The sequence below is a fragment of the Rhizobium grahamii CCGE 502 genome, assembly GCF_000298315.2.
In the GTDB taxonomy this organism is placed as follows: domain Bacteria; phylum Pseudomonadota; class Alphaproteobacteria; order Rhizobiales; family Rhizobiaceae; genus Rhizobium; species Rhizobium grahamii.
Window position 1 is genome coordinate 207,231 of the sequence record NZ_AEYE02000038.1, and the last position, 22,760, is coordinate 229,990.

The window sequence follows — 22,760 nt, forward strand, 5'->3', positions numbered from 1 at the left end:
GTATAGGCAGATACTTGCTGTTCGAATGGCCGATATGGCGCCGGGAGTGGATTGACGGCTTTTCGGAAGCCGGCCAGGAAGTGCAGCCAATGGGTGGATGTGTTTCGGCGATGACGGGCGCGGCACCAGCTGCCGGAGAAGTTTCCAACAGTTAAGCCTTCCGTCTGTGTCCCAATTGGGCGACGCCTTCCGGTTGAGAATTGAGGCCGGAAAATAATTCGTTAGTATAAACGAAAATTCAACGAAGATTGTAAAAAATGAAAAGCATCTGTCGCGCTCATGGGGGACCTTGCGTGAACAAGCTTTACTTCGGGGACAATCTCGATTGGCTGGAGAAGATGGCGGAAAACTCCGTCGATCTGGTTTACTTAGACCCGCCATTTAATTCCAAAGCGTCATACAACATCCTTTATAAGTCACCTGTCGGGGCTGATGCGCAGCGTATGGCGTTCGAAGACACTTGGCGCTGGGAAGATGGGGCGGAAGCCGCGATGGAATCGGTGCGCCGATCCGATGTCTCAATCTTCCGAATGTTGCAAGCTCTCCAAGGTTTTCTGGGCCAGAGTGATCTTATGGCTTACCTCGCCATGATGACTGTTCGCCTGATCCATTTGAAGCGCGTCTTGAGGCCAACTGGCAGCATATTCCTTCACTGCGATCCCACGGCCAGCCATTATCTAAAGACCGTCATGGACTCGATATTTGGAGCCTCGAACTTTCGGAACGAAATTATCTGGCTCAGGTCTCGAAATCCGAAGGGATCACAACATGCAAGCAAGAAATTCAGCCCGAGCACTGATACGATTCTCTACTATGCGAAGTCAGACGCGGCGCCCTTTTACGAAGACGCGATACGTGTACCTTTGTCACAGGCCGAGCTCCTGGAAAAATATGATAGATCGGACGAACTTGGTCCCTATGCCGACGGCCCAATTCTTCGATCGGCGAGCATGGGTGTTCGCCCAAACCTCGTCTACTAGTATAAAGGCTTCACACCTCCCCCATACGGATGGCGTGTAGAGTTGGAAAAACTCCGTGAGATTGACGCGGAGGGTAATTTGTCGTGGAGCAGATCAGGCGCGCCGCGCCGTAAACTTCGGCCGACTGATGATCGGGGAAACCCTATCGGCAGCTTTTGGGGTGATATTCCTCCTCTGAACTCGCAGGCTGAGGAGCGCATCGGTTACCCCACACAGAAGCCCCTCGCTTTGCTAGAGCGTGTCATCTTATCTTCAACGGCGCCAGGCGACGTTGTGCTGGATCCCTTCTGTGGCTGCGGGACGGCGCTGCATGCTGCGGAACGGCTGGGAAGAGCATGGGTCGGAATTGATATCACCTATCTGGCGATCCAGGTAATCCAGGATAGAATGAAGACGTGGCTTCCCTTCGCTAACTATTCCATTGAGGGAATTCCAAAGGACGAATACGGTGCGCGTCAGCTTGCAGCCACTGAGCCGTATACATTTCAGGAATGGGCAGTCGGACGAATTGGTGGTCAGGCTAAGGGTCGTGGACCTGACAAGGGCATCGATGGTGAAATCGCCTTTGTGACCGGCCCCGGCAAATACGGTCACGCAATAGTTTCCGTAAAAGGTGGAAAACACATCGGCCCAGACGCGGTTCGGGTATTGAAAAGCGTTGTCCAACGGGAAGCGGCCGACATGGGTGTCCTTATCTGCCTAAACGACCCTACTCAAGACATGCGTACCGAAGCAGCAACAGGCGGGAGAATATCACTTCCGGGCGGAGATCGAGCGCGAATCCAAATCATAACCGTGAAGGATCTGATCGCAGGACCAAACCTTGGTATTCTGACCGAGCTCAATACGGTAAGAGCCGCTCAGGAGGCGCGTGTATTGCAGCGAAAGCGTCCCCCGACAAAGCCTACGCCAGCGGAAATACGGGAATCCCCATCTCTTCACCTTCCAATTTCAGGTGGAAAATCAACCAAGCTCCAAGCCTCATTGCCGCTTGACGAACCGCTCTTAACACCGCCGCAGGAGCATGCTCCAAATCGCCCAAGACGCCGCCGTGTCTAGCGTGTTCTGTATCGTCAGCGAGGTATGTCGGCGCATCAAAAAGCCCCATGATCGGTGACTGAGCGTTCGAGCGAGTGAGCATGACGCATACAGACATCCGAGAATGGCCGGTTGTGACGCGACCGTGAACTTTAGGTGGTCGCCGCTTTGTCTGCTTCCGGGTGAAGGCTAAAATCGCGTTAGTGGCCGAGATCAAGGCGCAAATCTGCGGTAGCCATGCGCGTATTTCACCTTAAATGGGAGCTGAACCGACCACCTGCTATTTCGAAATCTCAATTGCTTGAAAATATTTCATAATCCCATCAACGGCAGCCTCGGTGTCGGATTGGGAACATATCTTCGCCACGGTGATGAAGACGGGTGTGATGTAATCGGCAAAGCCAACGTACTTTCAGAGGCTCGTCGTATCGGTCATGATGAGCGTCGACGGCACCAACCCCACAAACCTCGCACGTTTGCTTTTCCAGTTCGCCCGCTTTCACCGCCCGCTGCACGGCAAGATGAGCATCATATTTGGCCGGATTAGCTCGGCGCCAATTCGCTTGGCGAGTATCGGTTTTCAGCATCGATGCATCCCAAACAAAGTTACGTCGCAACAAGCTCAGCGAGCTTGTCCGCCACCACTGCCATCGTATCCTCTCCAGTGCTCAGGCCACTTCGCGAGGCCAGCAGGGGGCTGACGTTGCGTAAAGCTTCATAGCTCGTGTTATGAACGATGGGTACGAGCTGTTCGGTCGCTAAAAGCGCTGAAAGCTCTTTGTCGGCAACGCCTGCTACTGGAAGGCGGCGCAGTAATGCTGGCGTCACCAACACGATCCCGACCCGCGACTTCGCCAACCCTTTGTCGATTTCGCGAAGCAACGACGTACCGAGAGCAACGTCCTTTTCGCTAAACCAGACTGACACACCACGTGCTTCGAGCATATCATGCAACGTCTTCGCGTCGCCCTGCCGGTCGTCCCATGCATGGCACAAGAATACGTCGCGGAGATCCGGTAGTTGCGCTCGGTTCTCGGCGGTTTCGCGGATTGGCGTGAGCGCCCGCACCTCGGTAGGGGTGTATAAAATGGAAGAGCCTGCCTTCGACCATTTCGCGCGTATCCGGCCTGACCCGCCGCTGTTACTTCCCGACGACGTGCTGGGAGAAGGTGAGTAGGATCCGTAACCGCTACCGTAGCTGCTATAGCTGCTATAGCCGCCATAACGCCTGCTACCGCGGCACGCAGGGCAGTTTGCGGCCGCGTTCGCTGAACGATGCCCTTCTCGAGGTGCTGTACATTGAGCCATGGGAATATCCTCCTCAATCCCGCATTCAGCTATCTTTGATGGTGGTGCGCGGGTGCGACTTGCCATAGGCCGTGGTCACAAACCTGCCTGAAACAGCACTCCTGTAAGTGCCACCTGTGCTCCCTCCGCCTTTCGCTTCTTGCACGGTTGTTCTCGGATTTGCGCGCCCAGTTCTGGCTGTGACAAACTTTCCAGTGATTGCGCTGCGGAAGTTGCTTCCGCTTCCTTTCCCTTTTGCCATCTGTCTTCTCCTTTAAGAAATACCCGGTGAATCAGGCCATTTCGATAATAGAGGAGCGTGGGTGTCAAAAACTGTCACCCCGACGAAGCACGAGAGTGCGACCCACTTGAAGCAGTCGTCCGCGCAGCCGCTTATGGCAATGAATCGAAGTCGGTTCTGCGGTGGTTTTCGATGAAGTTACGCAGCCCTGCGGGCGCTACGACTTCGACTGCATCACCCCATGAATAGAGGTGCCATGCCATTTCAAGCCATCCTGCCGCATGAAAGCGCACTATCAGGCTTCCATCTTCTTGCGACTCAGCGGTTTGCCTTGGATGGAAAGAGAACTCAGCCGCCCGCGCTGCGGCGTGTGGAGCGAAACGCCAGATGACTTCGTCGTATTGCTTCGGATTCTGGTAAACGCCGAACGATTTCGCCGTGTAGTCTTCAAGCGAGAAACCGGGCGCAAAGCTGAAGCTCTCGTCCAAACTCTGGGCACTGAGTATTCTATCCATCCGGAAGGTCCGCATCTCGTCGCTACGTTCTGGCTGGCGTGCTACAAGATAGCTTCGATGTCCAAGTAAGAAACCATGAGGCTCGACGACACGTTCCGGCGCATCCATAGTTCCGTAGCGCATCCGCAATCTGAAGGGTCCCCGTAAAGCCTCAATAACAGCGTCGACGACAGCCGGGACTAGATTGACCCGCGGTCCGGGGCGTGCGACCGATCCCATGCCTAGCAGGACGGCTTCGACATCTGCCTCAGTGCGACGAGCATCTTTCGGGGTGAGGCGCGCAAGCAGTCCACCGCGCAGGTCATCTAGCGCAGCAGCGTGGCGCAAACGCCCGTCGCCGCGCGCTGTTCTGCTCGCGATGTCCAGCGCCTCGACCGCTGTTTCCTGTCTCAATTGCAGTTTTTCCAGAACCGGATCTAGAACGCGCCACCGTCGTCGACGATCCGTGCCGGTAACCGCCTCCACGTTATCGAACACCGCCTCAAGCGCCTCAGTCATACGCTGTGCTGTTCGGTGCGAGATGCCAAACTCATCACGAATTTCATCGAGACTGATTCCGGTTCGCCGAACAGCAGCCAGCCGCGCAAGTCTAATGAGGTCTTGAGACTTGGAGAACGGCAAGACAAATTTCCCTCTTGAACAAGTATGTCAGATATTGACACCCATACACGTTATGAATGAATTTCGAATCTGTCGATATGCAATTGCTTTCATCGCGGATTATTGCTGCGCCTACTGTTTCCAACGATTTCACTTCATACAGATAGCTATTCATCGGAGGCTCCTATGCATTATCCCTTTCTCGTCGCCGATGCACGCTCTGGCCTCCAATACCGATTGTCCGACACCGCTTTGGCCGAACTGAGTTTAGCGCCAAAAGTGACCGAGTGGACACCCGGTCGCGCCATCGCAAACTCCTCTGATCCAGTTTGGGCGGATAGTCTCTCGAACGCGCCCATTGAAACGATTTCTGCGGTGACCGCAGCCTTGGAGGACCTGATACTTGCTACGCAGGATTTGCAGGTACCGACGGTCGATTCCCTGCCTGATAGCAGGGCGGGACGGCATCTGACGGCACTGGTCGGATTGTGGCGGGAAATGGGGGATGCGCTGCCCGAAGGCCTGCCGCCGGTACGCCATGTCCTGACGTTGTCTCATGGAGGCTTTCTGGCTTCGATCCCGGTTGTCGAGGGTTCTCTCGATCCGCTCGCGCCCGCCGCAATGCAGATGCTTTACGCCCGGCTAAAGGACGAGTTCGGCTCAGTCCCCGCCTCGCCACGCGATCGCACCGCCGTGATCGGTAGCCGGCTGCACGCCCTCCAGGGCGGAGTGACGGCCCCTCAAATAGAGACGGGCCCCATCGATTCTAGCCTCTCTTTTTACGGCTTGAGAGATCCTGCCGCCTGTGCGGATTTCGCCGCTGCCCGTGCTCGAGCATTGATTGACGAAGGGACCCCGGCTCGCGAGATTGCCGTTCTTACGGCTGGAAGCCCGCAACAGATCGCCCGTGCTTTCTCTGCACAGGGTATTCCGGTGTCTGGTCTGCCTGCAGACCTGCCAAAACGCGATGTCGTTGGCGAAACTGCATTGCAACTGGCGCTTGCCAAACGTCCGCCAACTCCAGCGATGGCACTGGCAAGCCTCGTGCTATCCCCACTTATGCCTTGGTCGTCTGTGACGGGGCGAAATCTCGCTGAAAGCCTGATGAGCGGGGACTTCCGGGGTGAAATCCTAACGGCAAACCCGACGCACAAGGCGCTTTGGGATGATATTCGTGCCTCTGCAAGTAGCCTGGCGCAGTTACGTTTTCTTCTCGACCGCATATGCGATCAGATTACAGAAGGTAACAAAGTTGGAGCCCGCCTATCGGTCCCTCCAGGCGAGGGTTCGCCGGATTGGGAAGGTATCCTGCGCGGCATTCAAGTGATGGCGCCTGGAAGCGCCGATCCGGTGCGCAATTTGGAAGGCGTAAGCCTGTGGCTCGCGCATGAGAGCCCTTGGCGTCCCTGCAAGCATTTGATCATCTCCGACTTTACTGACGGACTTTATCCAACACGCCCGCGCGCCAATCCGATGTTCTTGGACAGCGAAGTTACCTGGATCCGCGCCGCCACAGGTCTCGCATTGCGGGGGCGGGCAGCGAGCCTCGCACAAGGGCTTGCGCTCTTTGATCATCAACTGCAGGCGACCTCCGGAACTGTCACATTTCTGATCCCTTGGCGCGATCTGTCCGGCACTAAACTGCAGCCATCCGCAGGGCTGTCACTTATCGCGCGCTCGATCCATAACCTCGACGACGCGAGCGATCTCATCACTGATTTGTCGCGGCTCTCGCCTTCAGACTGGCCGATCGTGCATCACCATCTCCCGCCATTACGCATGCAGCCAGACCTCCCCGAGGCTCTGGACTTTCCTGGGCAAGATCTTCTTTCTCTTCGTCGTACGGATGACGGAACGGCAAAGCCGCAATCGCCTTCGCGGCTGGAGACATTGCTCGTCAGCCCACTTGCCTGGCTCCTTGCTGAGGTTGGAGCCGAGGATATGTCTTGGTCGGCCGACCAGCTTGATGTTATGGCGAAGGGCAACATCGCCCATGACGTCTTCGAACATATCTTCTTGAAGGATCGGCCGGTCCCGGATCCCGAAACACTGACCGCTGCGGTCCCCGAGGCTTATGATCGTGCATTGATGCGCCATGCTGGCTATCTGCGCAGCCAGTCGTGGGAGATGGAACGCAAGGGACTGGAACGGGAAATCCTGGCTGCCGCGCTACGCTGGCGAGATCATCTGTTGGCACTAAATGCGAAGATTATCGGCAACGAGATCTGGTTGGCGGGAGAAGCACACGGCATCCAGCTGCATGGCAAAGCAGATGCAATCCTCGAGTTGACTGATGGCACTCTGTTAGTCGTCGATCACAAGAAGACAGGAACGTCGGGTCGACGTAAGCGAATGGAGGCGGCCTGGGATCTGCAGGCCGGGCTCTACCGCGACATGATTTCCCGGCCAAACCGACGCGAGAACGACGGGATGAATCCATTGGTTGGACGCAAGGTTGCCGTAGCATATCACCTTATGAATGACGGAGGCTTCCTGACCTCTGGGCTAACGCTACCCGACGGTTCTCCCGCACGTGACATGGGAGATACTGTGAGTGACAGCGCCGTAGAAAAGCTAACGACGCGACTGGCGGAGCTGGGCGTAGGAAGGGTGGTCCTCAACACGTCCGGTGATGAAAAATTCTTTAGGAAGGAGGCAGGGTTTACGCCCTATGCGCTGACCGACGGCTCTCCCCTCGTCACAGCCTTCATTCGTCAGGTCGAGGAGGAATGACCATGGATCAAGGATTAGTAATCGTTCCTGCGGGCGCCGGCGCCGGGAAGACGCACCGAATTAAGACCCAGCTTTCTGATTGGGTCAAACGCGGTGTGGTTAGGCCCGAGCGCATTCTGGCCGTGACTTTCACGGAGGCCGCTGCGGCGGAACTTCGTGAACGCATCCGTGCCGGGCTTCTGGCAGATGGTCTCGTTTCTGAGGCTATGGCGGTCGAGCGCGCATATGTGTCGACCATCCATGGGCTGGGCCTTAGGCTTTTGACCGAACATGCGCTAGCGGCAGGCGCCTCGCCGCAACCGCGACATCTGGGTGATGCGGAGCGAGACCTGTTGATCCGTCAGTCATTGGCGCATGCGAAATCGCTCGATCCCATCAAGGCCGAGCCTGAGCGTTTTGGCTACGAAGCAAACTGGCAGACAGGCGATACGGTCGAAGATTCTCTACGCGGCCGGGTAATGTCGATGATTGATCTCTTGCGTGGTCTTGGTGACAAAGGGCGTGATCGCGGCCTGCTCGCACCGGCCCTGTCGCGACTGGATGCGATCTATGGCAAACCTCTGTCAGATCCGACAGCTGCCCGTGATGCGTTGGGAGCGGCCATTCAGACAATGGTTGCGAGCTTCCCTGAAGGGGGCATGGCTCACATCACTGCCAAAGGCAATGTCGAAAAACTTGAGAAAAATCTAGCGCTATTCAAACGGGTTCATCGCTCGCCCGATCTTCTCGACCGGGACTGGAAGCTTTGGAACGACTTACGCGGCTTGTTTGTCTCCAACCGAAGCAGCAAGACGCCGGAAGGATACGACGACCTTGCCACCGCAATTATGGCGGCGGCTGACGTTCTTCCCGCCCACCCCGGCCCTCTTGCGGATGCAAAGTTGCACCTCTCCTGCCTGATCGCCTGTGCTCAAGAGGTTATGGAAGCCTACGAGACTCGTAAAAAGGCACTGGGCCTTATCGACTTCGCCGACATGATTACCGGCGCGGAACGACTTTTGCGCACCGACCCAGCCGTTCTCCAAGCAGTGCTCGGCGAGATTGATTGCGTCATCATCGATGAGTTCCAAGATACCAATCCCGTGCAGTTCGCCCTTCTTTGGCAGCTTGGCGCACATGCGACGCGCACACTGCTGGTCGGCGACGTTAAACAGTCAATCATGGGGTTTCAGGGCGCCGACCCGCGCCTGTCACAGGCTCTCGCGACAGCGAATCCCGATGCAACACAGCCGCTTGATCGCAACTGGCGATCGACGCCGGCTGTGATGCAGTTCGTCAATGCAATGGGCGTTGGCCTGTTCGGCGCGCGCTACAACTCGCTGACACCAACGCGCGATCCGATCTCAGGTCCGGCACTCGAGGTGTTGATCGCAACCAAATCGCGTAGCGTTCGCACCGCATCGAAACCACAAGAACACATTGCTGAACGCATCGCGGCCATCCTGATGGATGGTGAGACAATAACGGATCGGTTTACCAAGACATCGCGCCCAGCGCGGCCATCGGATATTGCACTGCTGGTTTGCCGGCACACGACTGCTGCCCGCTATGCCGAGGAGCTACGCGCCCGCGGCGTCCCTGTCCGCATCAGCGAGGACGGCTGGGCTACTAGCCCCGTTGTCACCGCTGCTCGTGCAGCGCTTGCGTTTGCCGCGAACCCGGCCGATATTCACTCTGGGCTGCTATTGCGCACGCTGGGTCCCGATCCACTACTCTTGCAGACTGCACTTTCCGCCCAGACTGCCGGGCGGTTGGCCGATGACCCGGTCCTGATCCGCCTTGCAGCCTTGTCCGATCAGATGGCAAGTCTTCCGGTCAGTGCGGCTTTGGATTTGGTGCTGTCGGTCGCAGGCCTACGTCTTTGGGCAGATTGCCAACCTGACGCGGCGGGGTGCCGCGCCGATCTCCTTCGACTGGAGGCTGAAGCAAACGAGTTTGAGGGCGCGCACCGCGACCTCAAAGCTGCTTCCGGATTCCATGGCGAAACCGCGAAGGTGTTTCTCGGCTGGCTCGATGCACGAGCGAATGAACGCGATTTTGATCGTCGACCCGATCCCGCTGCCAACAACGCCGAGGCCGTCGAGATCGTAACCTGGCATGCCTCGAAGGGTCGCGAATGGCCGATCACTGTGGTGGCCGAGCTCGATAACGGTATTGAGGATTGGCCCGGTTCCACGACGACACGCTTCGATGCATTGGACCGGATCGACAACATGGCAGTGGTGCTCGGCTCGGCGGCGCTTGTTCATACACCCGGGTTCGCGGCGCCAGAGGCTACGCGCCGCTTTATCGAAGATCGACGGGAAGATTTCGAGGCCAATGCGAAGAACTTGCTCTACGTCGCGCTCACTCGTGCGCGCGACCGGATAGTGCTGGAATGGCCCGGCTTCTTGAAAGACCGAGAGGACGACGCGCCAGAAGCGACAAACCTGTTCCATGTCTTTATGGACAATTGTGCACCGCAGATCGGGACCAACTGCTTCAAGGTCGGTGGTGTCGATTGCGCCGCTGTCATTAAGCAATTGCCAGAGCAGGCGGCCTTCACCGAATTTGCAAATGGCGTCGCAAGCGCAACACCCCGGTTCGGGCCGGCGACGCCTTTGGCTGAAATGCCACTATCGCCCTGGCGGCTACAGCCTTCGCAAAGTCGCAGCGCGGGAGAAGTGCCTGAAACCCGTAGAATTACTCTTGGTGCACCTTGGCCGGCAACGCTCAATGACGCAGCACGCGGTACTACCCTGCATCTGGCGTTGCGCACTTACCTGACCCGACCCGACTTGGCGCACGGGTTGCCATCTGCGACGGGACTAGAAGAAGCCACGCTCGACATGATGTCTCAGCGCGCCACCGCACTGAAAAACTGGCTCGCGGCGGAAGGCTATCCAGACCTTGCCACCGAAATCCCGGTGCTTGGTTTCACTCAAGATGGAGCCGAGATCCCAGGCACGATAGACCTTCTCGCCATCGGACCCAACGGGTGCCTTCTCATCGACCACAAAACCGGCGGCAGTGGTGAGGGCCTCGGTCCCTACTGGTCCCAGTTGTCGAGTTATGCGACGTTGGTACCAGAGCTTTTCCCGCAGCATCCGCTTAAGGGGCTAGCAGTATTTTGGGTCGATCACGGGCGGTTGGAATTGGCTAATCCGAACCACAACTCAGCGGATTTCTCGAGAAGCGTCACATGATGGATGAACTGGGTAGCAATGCGAGCGAAGCGTCCATCTCGGAAGACGACGCGATATCCGACCTGGGCGAAGAGGATATCCTGGGGTCGTCAGAAGAGTGGGTTAGTTGGGTTCGGGACCGAATATCGGAAACAGACCGCGCCTACACGATCAAGCCCGACTTCATGCTCGGTCACTTCCGCGGCGAGTTATCAACGGCGAAAGATTACGCTGGTCGCGAAATACTCGAACTGGTTCAAAATGCGGCAGACGCTGCGGCGGAGGTCGGCGGTCAGGGCAAGGTCCTGATTGAGGTCAATAGATACGGACTTTGCGTAGCCAACACTGGGCAGCCCTTCCGTCCGGGTGGTGTGCGCTCCTTGATGACCTCGCACACGAGCGACAAGCCTGGCCGGCAGACGACTCTCATCGGCGCGAAGGGGCTTGGCTTCCGAGCACTGCTAAATTGGTCAAGCGAACCATTCATCACGAGTGGCGCGCTTGAAATCGGGTTCTCTCGCTCCTTTGCTGAAAAACACGTAGAGGAACTGGCCGTCGAAAGCGGAACAATCAGAAAGCTTTTGGGACGGTCCGATCAAAAGCCTGTTCCAGTGCTTGCCTTCCCAGCCGTCGGATCAGCGGTCGAAGACATTGGCGGGCCGGCAGAGCGCGAGCTGATTGCTCGCGCACGGGCACTTCGGGGACTTGGCTACCAGACCGTTGTCGTCGCCGCCTTCTCTTCGTCCAAGGCTCAGTCGAGAGCATTGTCTCAGCTAAGGGAATTTGAGCCGAATTTTCTCCTTTTTGTAGATTCCCTCCAAGAGATTACCCTTTCTGCAGAGGGAGAACAGGAAATTCGATGGATCAAGAAACCGTCTTCGGATGGCAGATACATCATTGAAATACATAGTGGTGAGGTCGTCGCCCAGCAACACTGGATCTGTCATCGCCGCAAGGGAACCATCTCGCCCAAGAACTACGAACTGGCCGTTGGGCTGAGAACCGATGCAACGAACGCACCCGGTAAACTTCACAGCTACTTTCCAACGGACATCCCGCTCCCGTTTCCCGCGCTTTTTCATGCAACGCTTGAACTGGACTCGCACCGAAAGACATTGAACGCCGACTCGGACGTGAATTCCGATGTTTTGAGCGCCCTGTCCGTTTTCTATGCAGACTTTCTGCAGCTACTTGTGGAGTCTGGCGTCGTGGTTAATCCAATAGAATTCCTCACTCGCGCCACATATTTCCCGAGTCCGCTTCATTCGTTCGAGGAAGCCACTTACCGGGCAGCTGCGCAACGGCCACTGATACCGACTATGCGGGGTAGACGAGTGCCTGCAATTGACACTCAACTTGGCCCCAAGGGCTATGGGCTATACTTGCCAAAGCGCCTATTCGGATCCCTTGCCGTTTGTCGCAATGATGCGGACAGAGGCACGTTGGAGCGGCTCCGCGTCGCTGAACTCGATCCGTTCCAGGCTTTGGCAACTCTTCGCCAAGCCCAATTGACGATCGCGGAGCGGGCAGCGGCCGTGGTTGGCATTGCGACCCACCTCCCCGGATCATACCATGACCGATCTTTGTTGCTCGATTCAAACGAGCGTCCGCTCACCAGAAACAATAGCTGTTTCCCCTTGCCCGCTAGCGGGAAGCCGCCGAAACTACCGCGTTGGGCGCGAGCCAAGTTTTTGCATCCCGAGTTATGGGCAAAAATCAACGCGGGACTTGAAGGACAACCTCGCGACCGGTTTCGGAAGCTTGGAGATTTCGGAATTCATGAATTCAATTCGGAGGGCGTCATTGCGTCGCTGAGACGCCAAGCGGCTGACGTGATCAAGCGAGGAAAGGCTGATCTGGATCGCATTCGTCGAGAGCTGATCGAAGCTCTATTTAACCTACGTCAGACCGTCGCCCGGGAGGTTGCATTCCCCCCTGGCCGGATTGAAGTCGCATGCCGCGACGGGCAATGGCGCGATGCTTCGTCGGTGCATCTCTCGGAAGATTATGGAGTTAACGGAGGCATCACGGCTGAGCTCTATGCGACTCAGCCGGCGCGCCTGCTAGCGAAGCCGGAAGACAATGGCCTGACTCGGAGTTTGGATGGCCTGTCCGATTTTTTCCGGTGGATCGGTGTACAAGAATGGCCCGTCGCTTCAGCCGCAGTCCTGCCGGGATCTCTTCAATCTAGGCTAATTGCGGCGCTGCCACCCACTGTCGAGGTCTTCGACGACAATCATCGGCAGGTGATAGACCGTTCCGAACTGCGTTGGGGGGCCAACTGTAAGGCTGAATATCTCTCAATAATGGGCTTGGACAAGATTTTGGCCAGCGCTTCCAGTACCGCAATTCTTGCGTGGCTGGCGCGTGATCCTCGTTTCGACGTTGTAAATGGCATGTCCTTTTGGGCTAAGTTTAGCGCCAAGTCGGGGCGCGCGATGTTTCGAGACTACGGTGGCAAGTTGCCGGATTTCGTTCGCGAGTCTTTGTCGAGGACTCCGTGGTTAGACACATCAGACGGGAGACGGGTCGCACCTAGCGATGCAATGATTGCTCCTGGCCGCCTCGCAGAGCTGTTTGCCACGCCGCGCCCGCCCCGGAGCGATGAAGGAGCTAAATTTGGTCTTGATCGCGCTCACTGGTTGAGGGGCCTTTCCTACGCTGGCGTTCCCACGAGCCTTTCCGATCTCTCTGAGGAACGCTTGCTTCGCTTACTCGGTTCACTGCACGCTCAGAAGCCAAGTGCGGAACTCGTTCGCCGGCTTTATCTGCAGGTGCTGGAGCTGGATACGTTCGATGCATCCAAGGCTGTTGACGCAACGAACTGGTATCAAAAGAACGGGATGGTTCAGGTTCGCAAAGGCGGCAGCACTGAATGGGTGCGCCCCTCCGAAGCTCTGTATCTCGACCGTGACAATTTTCCCGCAGCCGCTCGCGCATACTTCTCATTGATCGATTTGCCACCGCGACGAAGCGCAGCCGATGTTCTGACGCGCTTCGCTGTGGCACCGCTTAGTAAGCAGAACTTCAGTCTGACCGTTAGCCGTGTAGTCGAGGATGAGGGCGCGATATCGGCCCGGTTGCGTGGCCGGCTCAAGGAAGCCCTACCTTTCATCAAAGTGTATCGCGCAGCGCACTCCGCCGAAACACAGCGTCTGCGTCGCCTCGATCAACTCGAACTGAAGATCTCAGTCGAGGTGCAGCTTGAATTTAGCCTAGGCAGCAACGTTTTTCAGGGTACGCTTGAACCAGGCAAATACGTGCTCGACCATGACATACTAATTGTTGCTGTGAATGTCGCGGAAGCCGAAGATGAACTCATGTTGAGGGCGATCACCGCAATCAGCGACGGGCTGGCAGAGCTTTTCGAACTGCAAGCTGGCGATGATTTTGAGAAGCTTCTCGCCGCTGAGACTAATTCGCTGAGGACACTGCAGCTGCGACGTCTTCTGAATAATCAAACGGATGAAGAGGTCGATCGACTGCTCGCAACGATTGAGGACGAAGTCACTACGGCTGCAGGTGACGTGTTCGCAATTGACGCCGACACATTGGCGCGCGGGGAAGGGCCCGGCCAAGGCGCGAGCAATGACGAGACGACCTCTCATCATGCCAGCAAAGTGCCGCAACCACCTACATCGCAAACACCCATCCCGAAGCCGCAGCAGCAGGTGGCCGGGGTTGCGGTGACGAAGCTGGACACCCCGGAAGGATCTTCGCGAGGCGGAGGCGCAGTTGGCCTTCGGATTGCGAGTGGTGGTGGAGGTGGATCGCCCAGTCGGACCGCCGACTTAAATGCACCAACGGATGCCGAACAATGGGCTATCTTTTTCGAACAGCGAGAGGGCCGCTTTCCCCTTCAAGTGTCAAGACTTCAAGGCCGCGACGCCTACGGATGCGACTGCCTGAGCTTCGCAACAGAGCAAGATCTGATCGCGTTCAAATCTGACCCCAAGAAGCTTTCTCTGGTTGAACGCTTCATAGAAGTGAAATCGGGGACTGTTCGGCTTACTCCCAATGAGGTTACCGCAGCGGAGCGGCAGAAAAATAAGTACTTCGTCTACCGCATCCAATTCGATTCCGGCTCCAGGATGGTCGCCCACCTGACAGTCGTTGGGCATCCGCTCAGTCACAAATCGGCACTTGCACGCGAATGCGAGGTTCGCATCGACGACGTTCCGGGACGTCAACGCTTTCGGCTTGAGCCAATGCTACAATAAGAGTTCGGAGAGACCGCCTGGGGTATCGGCAACACTAATCACTTGTGTCCCGACGGCCCCGACGAAACTCAGCCAGAAAATGTTGTCGGTAGATTTCGGTTATGTGGATCCGTTTCCGGAAGAGGAGCCTGGCTACGACTTAAGCGTGGTTTCGACCATCAATTAGCGCCCTTAAACATCCTGTTGCGGATCGATCGTGATGGTTGACCGCGCAACTTTTTCCCTGGGTTGGCGGGGGCTATTTCGTCGAACCATGATAGAAACAACCCGCCCGGCTTGCGCCTTGTGCCCCGTGCGACGTGAGACGCATCGGACGGGGGATTGCACGGCTGACGGATAAAACTCGGGCGACGTCGGTCGCTGTGCCTGGTCTCAGAATTTTCTGACTATCTCTGGGCCTTGGCTCATCACGAGATGGGGTCGGAACAAGAGGAGTGCGAAATCGTACGCTAAGGGCGAACGGATTGAGAACTTATGCGACCCGCCGTAACTCGGCTGGCAGTCGGAGCGATCGAAATCCGTTGGGCATCTGATGTTCGGCATCCCAGGTGTAGATGCCGGTAAGGTTGATATATGCTCCCAACTGAGTGGCGAGATGTGCTTCAACAGAGTATCAGGAACATCTCGACCCGCTCGCTTCAGCTGTGTGACCGCACGGTCGAGATAGACCGTATTCCAGTGGACGATCGCACTGACGACGAGGTTGAGACCAGAGGCGCGGAACGCTTGGCTCTCGAACGACCGGTCGCGGATCTCGCCTCGCTCGTGGAAGAACACAGCGCGTTTCAGCTTATGAGCGGCCTCGCCCTTGTTGAGACCAGCTTGGCATCTCCGCCGTAATGCCGGACTTGAGTACCATTCGATCATGAAAAGCGACCTTTCGATACGGCCGAGTTCGCGGAGCGCCCGCGCGAGATGGCTTTGCTTCGGAGACGCGAACAGTTTCTTGAGTATCGTAGACGGCACGACGGACCGCGTCGTGATCTACGCCGCGAGATGGAGCAGATCGTCCCAATGATCGAGGATTATAGTGGCATTTATCGGCGCCCCGATGTGGTTCGACAGCGCCGGATATGCACCGCTCTTTTCGAACGTGTGGAACTTCCGGTCTTTGAGATTGCGCAGTCGCGGTGAGAATCGCTTTCCGATCAAGGCGAACAGCCCGAAGATATGATCACTGGCCCCGCCTGTGTCGGTAAAGTGTTCCTGGATGTCGAGGACCGTGTCCTGATCGAATAGTCCATCGAGCACATAGGCCGCCTCGCTCTCGGTCGGACTGATGGGCAAAATGCTGAAGTAGCCGTATTGATCTGACAGATGGCTTTAGAATATCGATCCGGGTTCGCTGCCGTAATGCAAATTGATGTCGCCGCGCTTTGCAGCTCGGTCGCTCGCACGGAAAAATTGTCCATCGGACGATGACGTTGTGCCATTGCCCCAAAGACGGGAATGCGGATGCTGGGTGTGGGCATCGGTGATGCACGCTTGCGCCGCGCGATAGGTCTCTGATCGAGCATGGAATGTGCGCATCCACCCAATCTGGTGAGCGCTGATCCCCTTGGATGCGCCCGCCATTCTCTTCGGGCCGAGGTTCGTCGCATCGGCCAGTACACCGGCGAGCATGGCAGAGACATTTTTTGGGACGTCCCCGGTGCGAACATGCGTGAAGTGATCCGCAAAGCCGGTCCATTCATGCACTTCCCTTAACAGGTCGGGAACCTCGACCAACGGATACATGTCGCTGATCTCGGCATTCAGTCCCTCGGCTGCCAAAGGGACTTCGCCGACGGTTGGTGTGACGATCAACGTTCCGGCCTCAAGACGAACTCCTTCGAGCTTTCCGGATCGTGCTCTGTGCGCCAGACGCGTCAGGTTGAAGTCGAGCATCTGACGCGCTTCGGCAAGCCACGGCACGCGGTCGCTCTGGACGCCCAAACCGAGACGATCGCCTTCCTTCATCGTGATGAATGTCGACCGCGGCATCAGATGCTCATCAATGGGCCGGAAAGATCGGCTGCCATCGACCCAGATCTCCGCAGATCTAAGCCGGTCTCGCAAAGCAGCGAGCGTCGCGATCTCGTAGAGACGGCGATCAGGTTTCCCCTGTTGGGCGATAAGCCGTCGATCAGTTTGGCTGAGGTGGGTGAGCGGCACGCGATCCGGGAGTGTCCGCCGCTTCTCGACATAAAGCCGTTTCAGCAGCGCAATTGCCGCCAGAAGCGGATCGTGGCGATGCGCCGAGCGGAACGTGAAAGCCTGAAGGAACGCACCAGCGTATTTGTGGACGGTCGCATATTGCTCGGCTGCTACGATCAACGACGGCGCCTCGTTGTCGTCGACCATCGACTCGAGCTCAGGCTTCATCCGAAGCAGCCGGTCCCAACCGACTCTTTGGTCGAGAACATCCAATGCGTTCCGACCATAGTCGTTGGCAGACTGCAGGGCGGTGATCGTATCCAGAAACATGCGCAGCGCTTTGGCGGTGTTCGCTCTGCAGTCCATCTGCCGCTGCTTCTTTCGATTACTGGCTTTCGAGAACAACTTGCCCATCAGCTTGATAAACATCGTCACCGCTTCGTCCGTGAGCTTCTGGCAAAGCTTGATGACTTGAGCCACGATCAGAGCCTGGCGACGGCTGGCGTTGAAGTCGCTGGCAAGCCAGGCCGGCATTGCGTTGCCCTCCCGTATCATCTGGTCCCACCGCCCGGATGATACGCGCGCCTGCAGGTCCGGATGGATCTCCAGCCGCCGCAGAAATGCTATTCGCTCGGTCAGCCCGACGAGGTTCGACGCAGCCGGCGCTTCTGGCGCCGAGCGCAGCCAATGAAAGCGCGTCTGGCCGATCGACGGGTCAACCTCTAACAGCCTATCCAATGATTGAAGCCCATCGAGTGGGATGTCTTCAGTCAGAGTTCTTTCTGCCCGGCGCCGGGCTATGGCACGGCCGGCAAGACCGATGCGTTCGATCGTGTCGATCGCCGGCAGAAGAGCTCCGCGTTCGCGAAACGCGGCGAGAGCCGAACGGGCTATCGCAGCACGGTCGTCGGACATGGTCGCTGCTTGAATTGCCGCCAATAGCGCGGCGCGGCGATCTTGCGGCGTCGCGCTTCTCTTATCCAGATACATCATTAGCCGCGCCATGTGATCGCGACGGGTTTCTTCACGACGTGCATAAAGGGCAAATTCGTCTGGAGCGGCGCCGATCTGATCAGCAACATACTTCAGCATGGCGCGAGGGGGAGTTTCTTCTGCTCCAAGCACTCGACCCGGGTATCGCATCAGACATAGCTGGATGGCAAAGCCGAGCCGATTGTGATTACGTCTCCGCAGTTCGATCTCCAGGCGATCGGCCGGTGACAACGAATAGTGTCGGATCAAGCTGTCCTCGTCGACTGGGATATCGACAAGCTTCCGGCGATCTTGATCTTTGAGAAGCTTGCGCTTTGCCATCGCCCGACTCCATTCATGACCAATCTGCGTCGAGCGTTGTCGAGTCGGGACAGACAGAGAAATCAAAACTGGCGCATGTCGATAGCAATCCACAGAGATCGGATGTTGCCCATCCGATCTACGGCATGGTTCCTGTTTCGTTCGGCCTTAGCGTAGGATTTCGGACTGCTCTTGTTCTGACCCCATATTGTCGCGCGGGAACCGAAATGCCTTCGATCATAGAAGGCCACCATAATTTTGAATGCATCAGGCCTAAGCCTTTCGCGCGGGTATCCCGCAAGTTGCCAAGAGCGTATAAATTCCCCAGGTCGCATCTGTTTTTTGCACGGAGGTAGCGATGAATCTCGCGGAAATCTGGCGTCTCGGGTCGCTTCCGCTTTACCTAGCCACGGTAACAAGTCTCCTGACGAATTTTTGTGAAACCAATCTATCTCTAAGAGCTAACAGAGCGGTGCGTGATATCCGGAATTCTTCACGACTCGGATCTGCGTGGCGAGGCAGCCGCTTTAATTTATTAGTTTTGATGCTGATGACTGCCGGGACCACTGCCGCCCATGCCCAGGCAGCGACCTCGCCTTCGCCACTCTATTATGTCCTGCAATCGCGCGGTTGGGACGATCCTACGGAAAAAGCCATTGTCTACGCCGAGCAGATCGCCGCCGCCCAAGACCATTATCGTGCGGACCCGACACGTGCTACAGCTGAAGCCTCTCGCGGCGATATTTACGCGCTTGGCCCCTATGCCCAGACGGGTCAGCTTATGACAGAGGAAGCATACATACGCGAGGTAGCACCACAGGTCAAAGCACGTGTAGATGGCTATAATCTCGCCGACACGCCTATCGGCGCAGCACTGTCGGTTGCAGCTACCGTCGGCGCCGCTGTTTTCACCGACGGGGCCAGCGTATTTGAAACGTCCCTCACCACGGGAATCGCGGACAAAGGATCCGCAGGCGTGCTTAAACTCTTTCAAGTCGAAGGCCAGCGTTTCGAGCCGCTTTCGCGCGACTCTCTTCCACAAATGACGACGGAAATTGAATCTCGTGCGAAGTCCGATCCGGAATTCGCCAAGTACGTAGCGCCTTACTTTCAAGAAAAACTGGGATTCGATCTCACAGTGGATTTGACCAAGCAACCCGCTTACGTGAACTCAAAGCTCAGGCAAGACATCGTGGCGATGCAGGAGCATCAATCGGAGTTCGAAGCGCAGATGGGCAAGCGTTTTGCGGAAGCCACGCAAGCTCATGAAGATCGTGTCCAAATCGATCTGACGTTACGCTTGAGTCAGGGCGCCCCTGACACCAGAGAAATCGATAGAGCCAGAGCTCGACGGCAAGAAGAATTCGAGATGCGCGAATACTTTTCCGACATGGATGCCATCGCCAATATTCTCCAACTTTCCAAGGAGCAATATTGGCTATTGCAACAATTCGAAAATCTCACCAAAAACGCTTACGAGTTCACGAATCCCGCCTTCAACTCTGCTGATGATTACAGCGCCTATGTGAACTTCACGCTGTCATTTATCAGTACGGCGGTTCAGGTCATGCGCCATCGCCATGTACAACCCGATGATGCTCTCGGCAAAGCCCTCGCTCAAATTGCTAAGCAGATCGACGACCTTCATCACGATATGATGGAGCAGTTTCGTTACCTCAACGTGAAAGTGGACGCTGGCTTCCGCCAGGTGAATTCGGTTTAACGCGCACTCGTCTTGGCGCAGAAAGGACAAACCCAGGAGCTGGATCTGATCGCCAATCAAGTTACCGGCTTGCAGAGCACATTGGGCGCGCAGACCGCGGCTTTGGCGCAACGGCTTTCCGACAAGTTGCGAATCGAATGCTTGAGCCTACCCGCGCTCCCAGCCAATGCCTCTGCCCAGGAAGTGCGCGCGCAAAGAGCTCAGGTCATGACCTGCCGTCGCGAGGCCGTCGCGTTAGCCAGCGTATGGTCGCGCGACGCAATCAGTTTGGAAGCTGTGGACGGGGCGAGCTTAATAGGTGCACTCGGGAAGGCGCCTACCAACTCGCTCTGGGATTCACCGTCGCGTTGGTTCGGAAGTTTACAGAGCTTGCGCGATCCCGGTGCCGCCTTTGTTTTGCCTAATCCCAACACCTGGTTAGCTGGCACGGCGTTCTACTTGAGCTTAGCTGAAAACTTCCCGCAGTTTCCCAGGGACATCGCGGCCGCCGATTTGCAGGTCCTAGTTGCCGACGGCGATAGATTGCAGAATTTCTATCGAAACGCGTTAACTAACAATCAACATTTGGACCTCAGCCTTCTGTGGCGCCTCTTGCAAAACTATCAGAACGCCGCTGTCGCCTTTTTGCATGAGATGGCCACTCAACCGCTGGCGGACTTGGGCCTGGGAACGTCGGATCATCCCTTACCAGAGGAAGTGCCGCACGCCGCGCTTTTGGAAGCCTCCGCCAATATGGGTCAATCCAATGCGAGCAGTTGCGGTACCGTCGCCTCAGCCAGTTACGGTACTTTTGGAGCCTCTGCTAGTTTCCGCAGTATTCAATCCAGTGCGATCAATTGCCATCCCGAGGAGATCGCGAATCGCGGGGACATTCATGACGGCCCCGGCGCTCATTTTGCCTTGGTGGATGCCGCGCTTGGAATGTGCCCTGGGAAGAATCCAAACTACACCACGCAGAACCCCAATAACCCGCCTTACGCAAAAAAAATGGCGTCGATTATTTCTAATTTGGCGCAAGCTATACATCTCGATAATTCCATTCTGCCTTTTGTTCCGCGCGTGGCGCTGTGGCTTGAGAAGCTCGGCGGCGGGCAAACTAAGAGTCACGCCTGTTTCGAAAAATACGACGTGGATTTTTCGGCTTCCGATCCCAGCTGGAGAACATTTAACGGCACTTACGACTTTGTCCTCGATATCTACTTGGATGTCGTCGACGCGAAAGGAAAACCGGTAGGCACCTTTCTGGTCTCGCAAGTCAGTGGCCATCAGACCACCACGTTTCCCTGGTGCACCCGCGGTGATTGGCCCTCGGGTAATTTGAAGGCCATGTGGGAAGGCGGCAATTACTGTGGCACGAAGATGCCGGGAATTCGTGGCGGATTTCGCGATGTTTTTAACAAGCTACCTAATACGCTGGAGATCTCGACGAATATCGTGAGTTTAGTCAGGCTCTGCGACGCCACTCGGCTCGCTCGCGTGCGCGACCTCGATGAGAAAACAAGGATTGGCACCCCGGGATTGAGATTCAACGAGCTGCAAGCCAGCTATCAAATTCTACAGTTCTTCACCGAGGTCGGCGCCCGCCCCGAGTACTCACGCACGCTGCAGATGTTGCATGAACCGGTTAAATTTGTGACGCCCGAACGTCTGCGGGGTGCCATTTTCGACGGCGTTACGACGGTTGCGATGGAGTCCTTGATAACGACTAAGATTGGCACCATCCGTGCCCAAGCCAGCCGAGATGGCCAGACGGCGGTGGCCTCGCCTGTTAAAACTCCGATGGACGATAATCTGGCGGCGCTCAAGCTCCTCAGTCAGGTTCTGCAAGTCACCCAGTAAGGTCGCACCACAAAAGGCACAGGTGTACTTGCACGGAGAAAACCAGGGTAGCCCTGCATCTCGCGACGCATTAATAAAGGCGGCGGTGTCCCAGATTTTGTTCAGGGCAAGCCCAGCCGCCCCTCGATCGTAACAGCGCGTGGAAACATTGCAATGAACGGAACGACGTGGAAGCCACCGTCCATGACACGGTGGCCTCGATTTTAGCTCAGGGGCAGATGACCACGTAGTGGTACAGCCATCCGGTCATAAGCAGCCTTGCACAGTCGGAATTGACGAAGCCTTGACCGTTGTGTTTGATTTTGACGATGTACATGTTTGTCTCCAATGTTGGGTTAATGTCCTACCGGTTTTGGTAGGTACATCTCTATTTATAAAAACCGAGATTTTGACCGTCGGCCGCAGGCGATGCGGTTTCCGGCTCCTGGCTGTCAGGCGCGGCGGACGGCCAGTTGCCCGCGAGCCGGTCGTACATACCGGCGCCGGCGCGGCGCAGCAGCTTGATCGTGCATGGATCGTCCGGCGCCTGGTCGAGTGCGTGGAAAGCTTCAAGGAGCATGGTTTCGGCCAGCAACGGCCAATCGGCCGCATTGCCAAGGTCGCGATCGAATAGCTTCACCAGGAATTTCCGAAGGTGCGGCGCGGCTTCGATGGCTGTCGCCGGTTTCCGCAAAGATGGTCTGGATCTTCGGCGCTTTCGCATCGGTCCATTATACAAGCTGACGATCATCGTCATGCCGACGCATGCGACGGCGGGTCGGCGGCACCATCGCGCCAATGGTCGGCATCATGACGGCGATGATCGTCGCCGTCGTCGCTCCAAACGGTGATAATACTAAATTATGCAAAAGAAATAGGGATTTCGATTATATATCAGCTAGATAGATGATTTTTGATGAAGGTTGCGATATCGAGGATTGTCACTATCGCGTATTTCAGATACGCGATAGTTACAATAATCTTGATGACGCGGCGTAAATCCTGTAACTTT

At 56.6% G+C, this 22,760-nt stretch carries 11 protein-coding genes and 1 pseudogene; 7 read left to right on the forward strand and 5 right to left on the reverse strand.

Going from position 1 to position 22,760, the window contains the following annotated elements; genetic code table 11:
- The first annotated feature begins 293 nt into the window (after positions 1 to 293).
- Both RGCCGE502_RS38570 and RGCCGE502_RS38580 read left to right on the forward strand, forming a co-directional pair.
- On the forward strand, positions 294 to 980 hold the full coding sequence (locus RGCCGE502_RS38570; RefSeq protein WP_019280616.1) for a DNA methyltransferase: 687 nt from the start codon (positions 294 to 296) through the stop codon (positions 978 to 980).
- A 42-nt stretch (positions 981 to 1,022) separates the two neighbouring features.
- Complete coding sequence (locus RGCCGE502_RS38580) at positions 1,023 to 2,039, forward strand: DNA methyltransferase (protein ID WP_280114313.1); 1,017 nt, start codon at positions 1,023 to 1,025, stop codon at positions 2,037 to 2,039.
- 302 nt (positions 2,040 to 2,341) lie between these two features.
- On the opposite strand, the gene RGCCGE502_RS36230 is transcribed toward RGCCGE502_RS38580, so the two are convergent.
- From RGCCGE502_RS36230 to RGCCGE502_RS33180, 3 genes are all read right to left on the reverse strand, one after another.
- Positions 2,342 to 2,605: a hypothetical protein gene (locus tag RGCCGE502_RS36230; protein ID WP_040676186.1), complete on the reverse strand. Its 264-nt coding sequence runs from the start codon at positions 2,603 to 2,605 to the stop codon at positions 2,342 to 2,344.
- Positions 2,606 to 2,624: 19 nt separating this feature from the next.
- Positions 2,625 to 3,326, reverse strand: coding sequence for a toll/interleukin-1 receptor domain-containing protein (locus RGCCGE502_RS33175; RefSeq protein WP_071224942.1), 702 nt, complete (start codon positions 3,324 to 3,326; stop codon positions 2,625 to 2,627).
- Between the two features lie 372 nt (positions 3,327 to 3,698).
- Positions 3,699 to 4,682 (reverse strand): helix-turn-helix transcriptional regulator, encoded by a 984-nt coding sequence (locus RGCCGE502_RS33180; protein WP_016558609.1) that lies wholly within the window; start codon positions 4,680 to 4,682, stop codon positions 3,699 to 3,701.
- Positions 4,683 to 4,847: 165 nt separating this feature from the next.
- On the opposite strand from RGCCGE502_RS33180, the gene RGCCGE502_RS33185 reads away from it, so the two are divergent.
- From RGCCGE502_RS33185 to RGCCGE502_RS33195, 3 genes are read left to right on the forward strand one after another with little or no spacing between them, the layout of a single operon-like run.
- Positions 4,848 to 7,394, forward strand: a complete 2,547-nt coding sequence (locus RGCCGE502_RS33185; RefSeq protein WP_016558610.1) for a PD-(D/E)XK nuclease family protein — start codon at positions 4,848 to 4,850, stop codon at positions 7,392 to 7,394.
- 2 nt (positions 7,395 to 7,396) lie between these two features.
- A complete protein-coding gene (locus RGCCGE502_RS33190; RefSeq protein ID WP_016558611.1) occupies positions 7,397 to 10,579 on the forward strand; it encodes a UvrD-helicase domain-containing protein in 3,183 nt (1,060 codons plus the stop codon).
- Positions 10,576 to 14,778 carry a sacsin N-terminal ATP-binding-like domain-containing protein gene (locus RGCCGE502_RS33195; RefSeq protein WP_019280620.1) on the forward strand — a complete coding sequence of 1,401 codons (4,203 nt, stop codon included), beginning with the start codon at positions 10,576 to 10,578 and terminating at the stop codon, positions 14,776 to 14,778. Before RGCCGE502_RS33190 ends, RGCCGE502_RS33195 begins: the two co-directional genes overlap by 4 nt.
- Before the next feature lie 472 nt (positions 14,779 to 15,250).
- Here RGCCGE502_RS33195 and RGCCGE502_RS33210 read toward each other — a convergent pair.
- Positions 15,251 to 18,228, reverse strand: a pseudogene (locus tag RGCCGE502_RS33210) (Tn3 family transposase).
- 337 nt (positions 18,229 to 18,565) lie between these two features.
- On the opposite strand from RGCCGE502_RS33210, the gene RGCCGE502_RS33215 reads away from it, so the two are divergent.
- Together RGCCGE502_RS33215 and RGCCGE502_RS33220 are read left to right on the forward strand one after the other, a co-directional pair.
- Positions 18,566 to 19,930 carry a hypothetical protein gene (locus RGCCGE502_RS33215; protein ID WP_141652469.1) on the forward strand — a complete coding sequence of 455 codons (1,365 nt, stop codon included), beginning with the start codon at positions 18,566 to 18,568 and terminating at the stop codon, positions 19,928 to 19,930.
- A 12-nt stretch (positions 19,931 to 19,942) separates the two neighbouring features.
- Positions 19,943 to 21,769, forward strand: a complete 1,827-nt coding sequence (locus tag RGCCGE502_RS33220; RefSeq protein ID WP_016558614.1) for a hypothetical protein — start codon at positions 19,943 to 19,945, stop codon at positions 21,767 to 21,769.
- A gap of 367 nt (positions 21,770 to 22,136) precedes the next feature.
- Here the strand turns inward: RGCCGE502_RS33220 and RGCCGE502_RS33225 are convergent, their stop codons facing one another.
- The gene (locus RGCCGE502_RS33225; protein ID WP_016558615.1) at positions 22,137 to 22,388 is read right to left on the reverse strand and encodes a hypothetical protein; all 252 of its coding nucleotides are present in this window, start codon (positions 22,386 to 22,388) and stop codon (positions 22,137 to 22,139) included.
- Between the last annotated feature and the right edge of the window lie 372 nt (positions 22,389 to 22,760).

Excerpts from the sequence above, each read along its gene's own strand:
- RGCCGE502_RS33190 (WP_016558611.1), top strand. The coding sequence starts at position 7,397 with ATGGATCAAGGATTAGTAATCGTTCCTGCGGGCGCCGGCGCCGGGAAG.
- RGCCGE502_RS33175 (WP_071224942.1), bottom strand. The coding sequence starts at position 3,326 with ATGGCTCAATGTACAGCACCTCGAGAAGGGCATCGTTCAGCGAACGCG.
- RGCCGE502_RS33195 (WP_019280620.1), top strand. The coding sequence starts at position 10,576 with ATGATGGATGAACTGGGTAGCAATGCGAGCGAAGCGTCCATCTCGGAA.
- RGCCGE502_RS33185 (WP_016558610.1), top strand. The coding sequence starts at position 4,848 with ATGCATTATCCCTTTCTCGTCGCCGATGCACGCTCTGGCCTCCAATAC.
- RGCCGE502_RS36230 (WP_040676186.1), bottom strand. The coding sequence starts at position 2,605 with ATGCTGAAAACCGATACTCGCCAAGCGAATTGGCGCCGAGCTAATCCG.
- RGCCGE502_RS33215 (WP_141652469.1), top strand. The coding sequence starts at position 18,566 with ATGAATCTCGCGGAAATCTGGCGTCTCGGGTCGCTTCCGCTTTACCTA.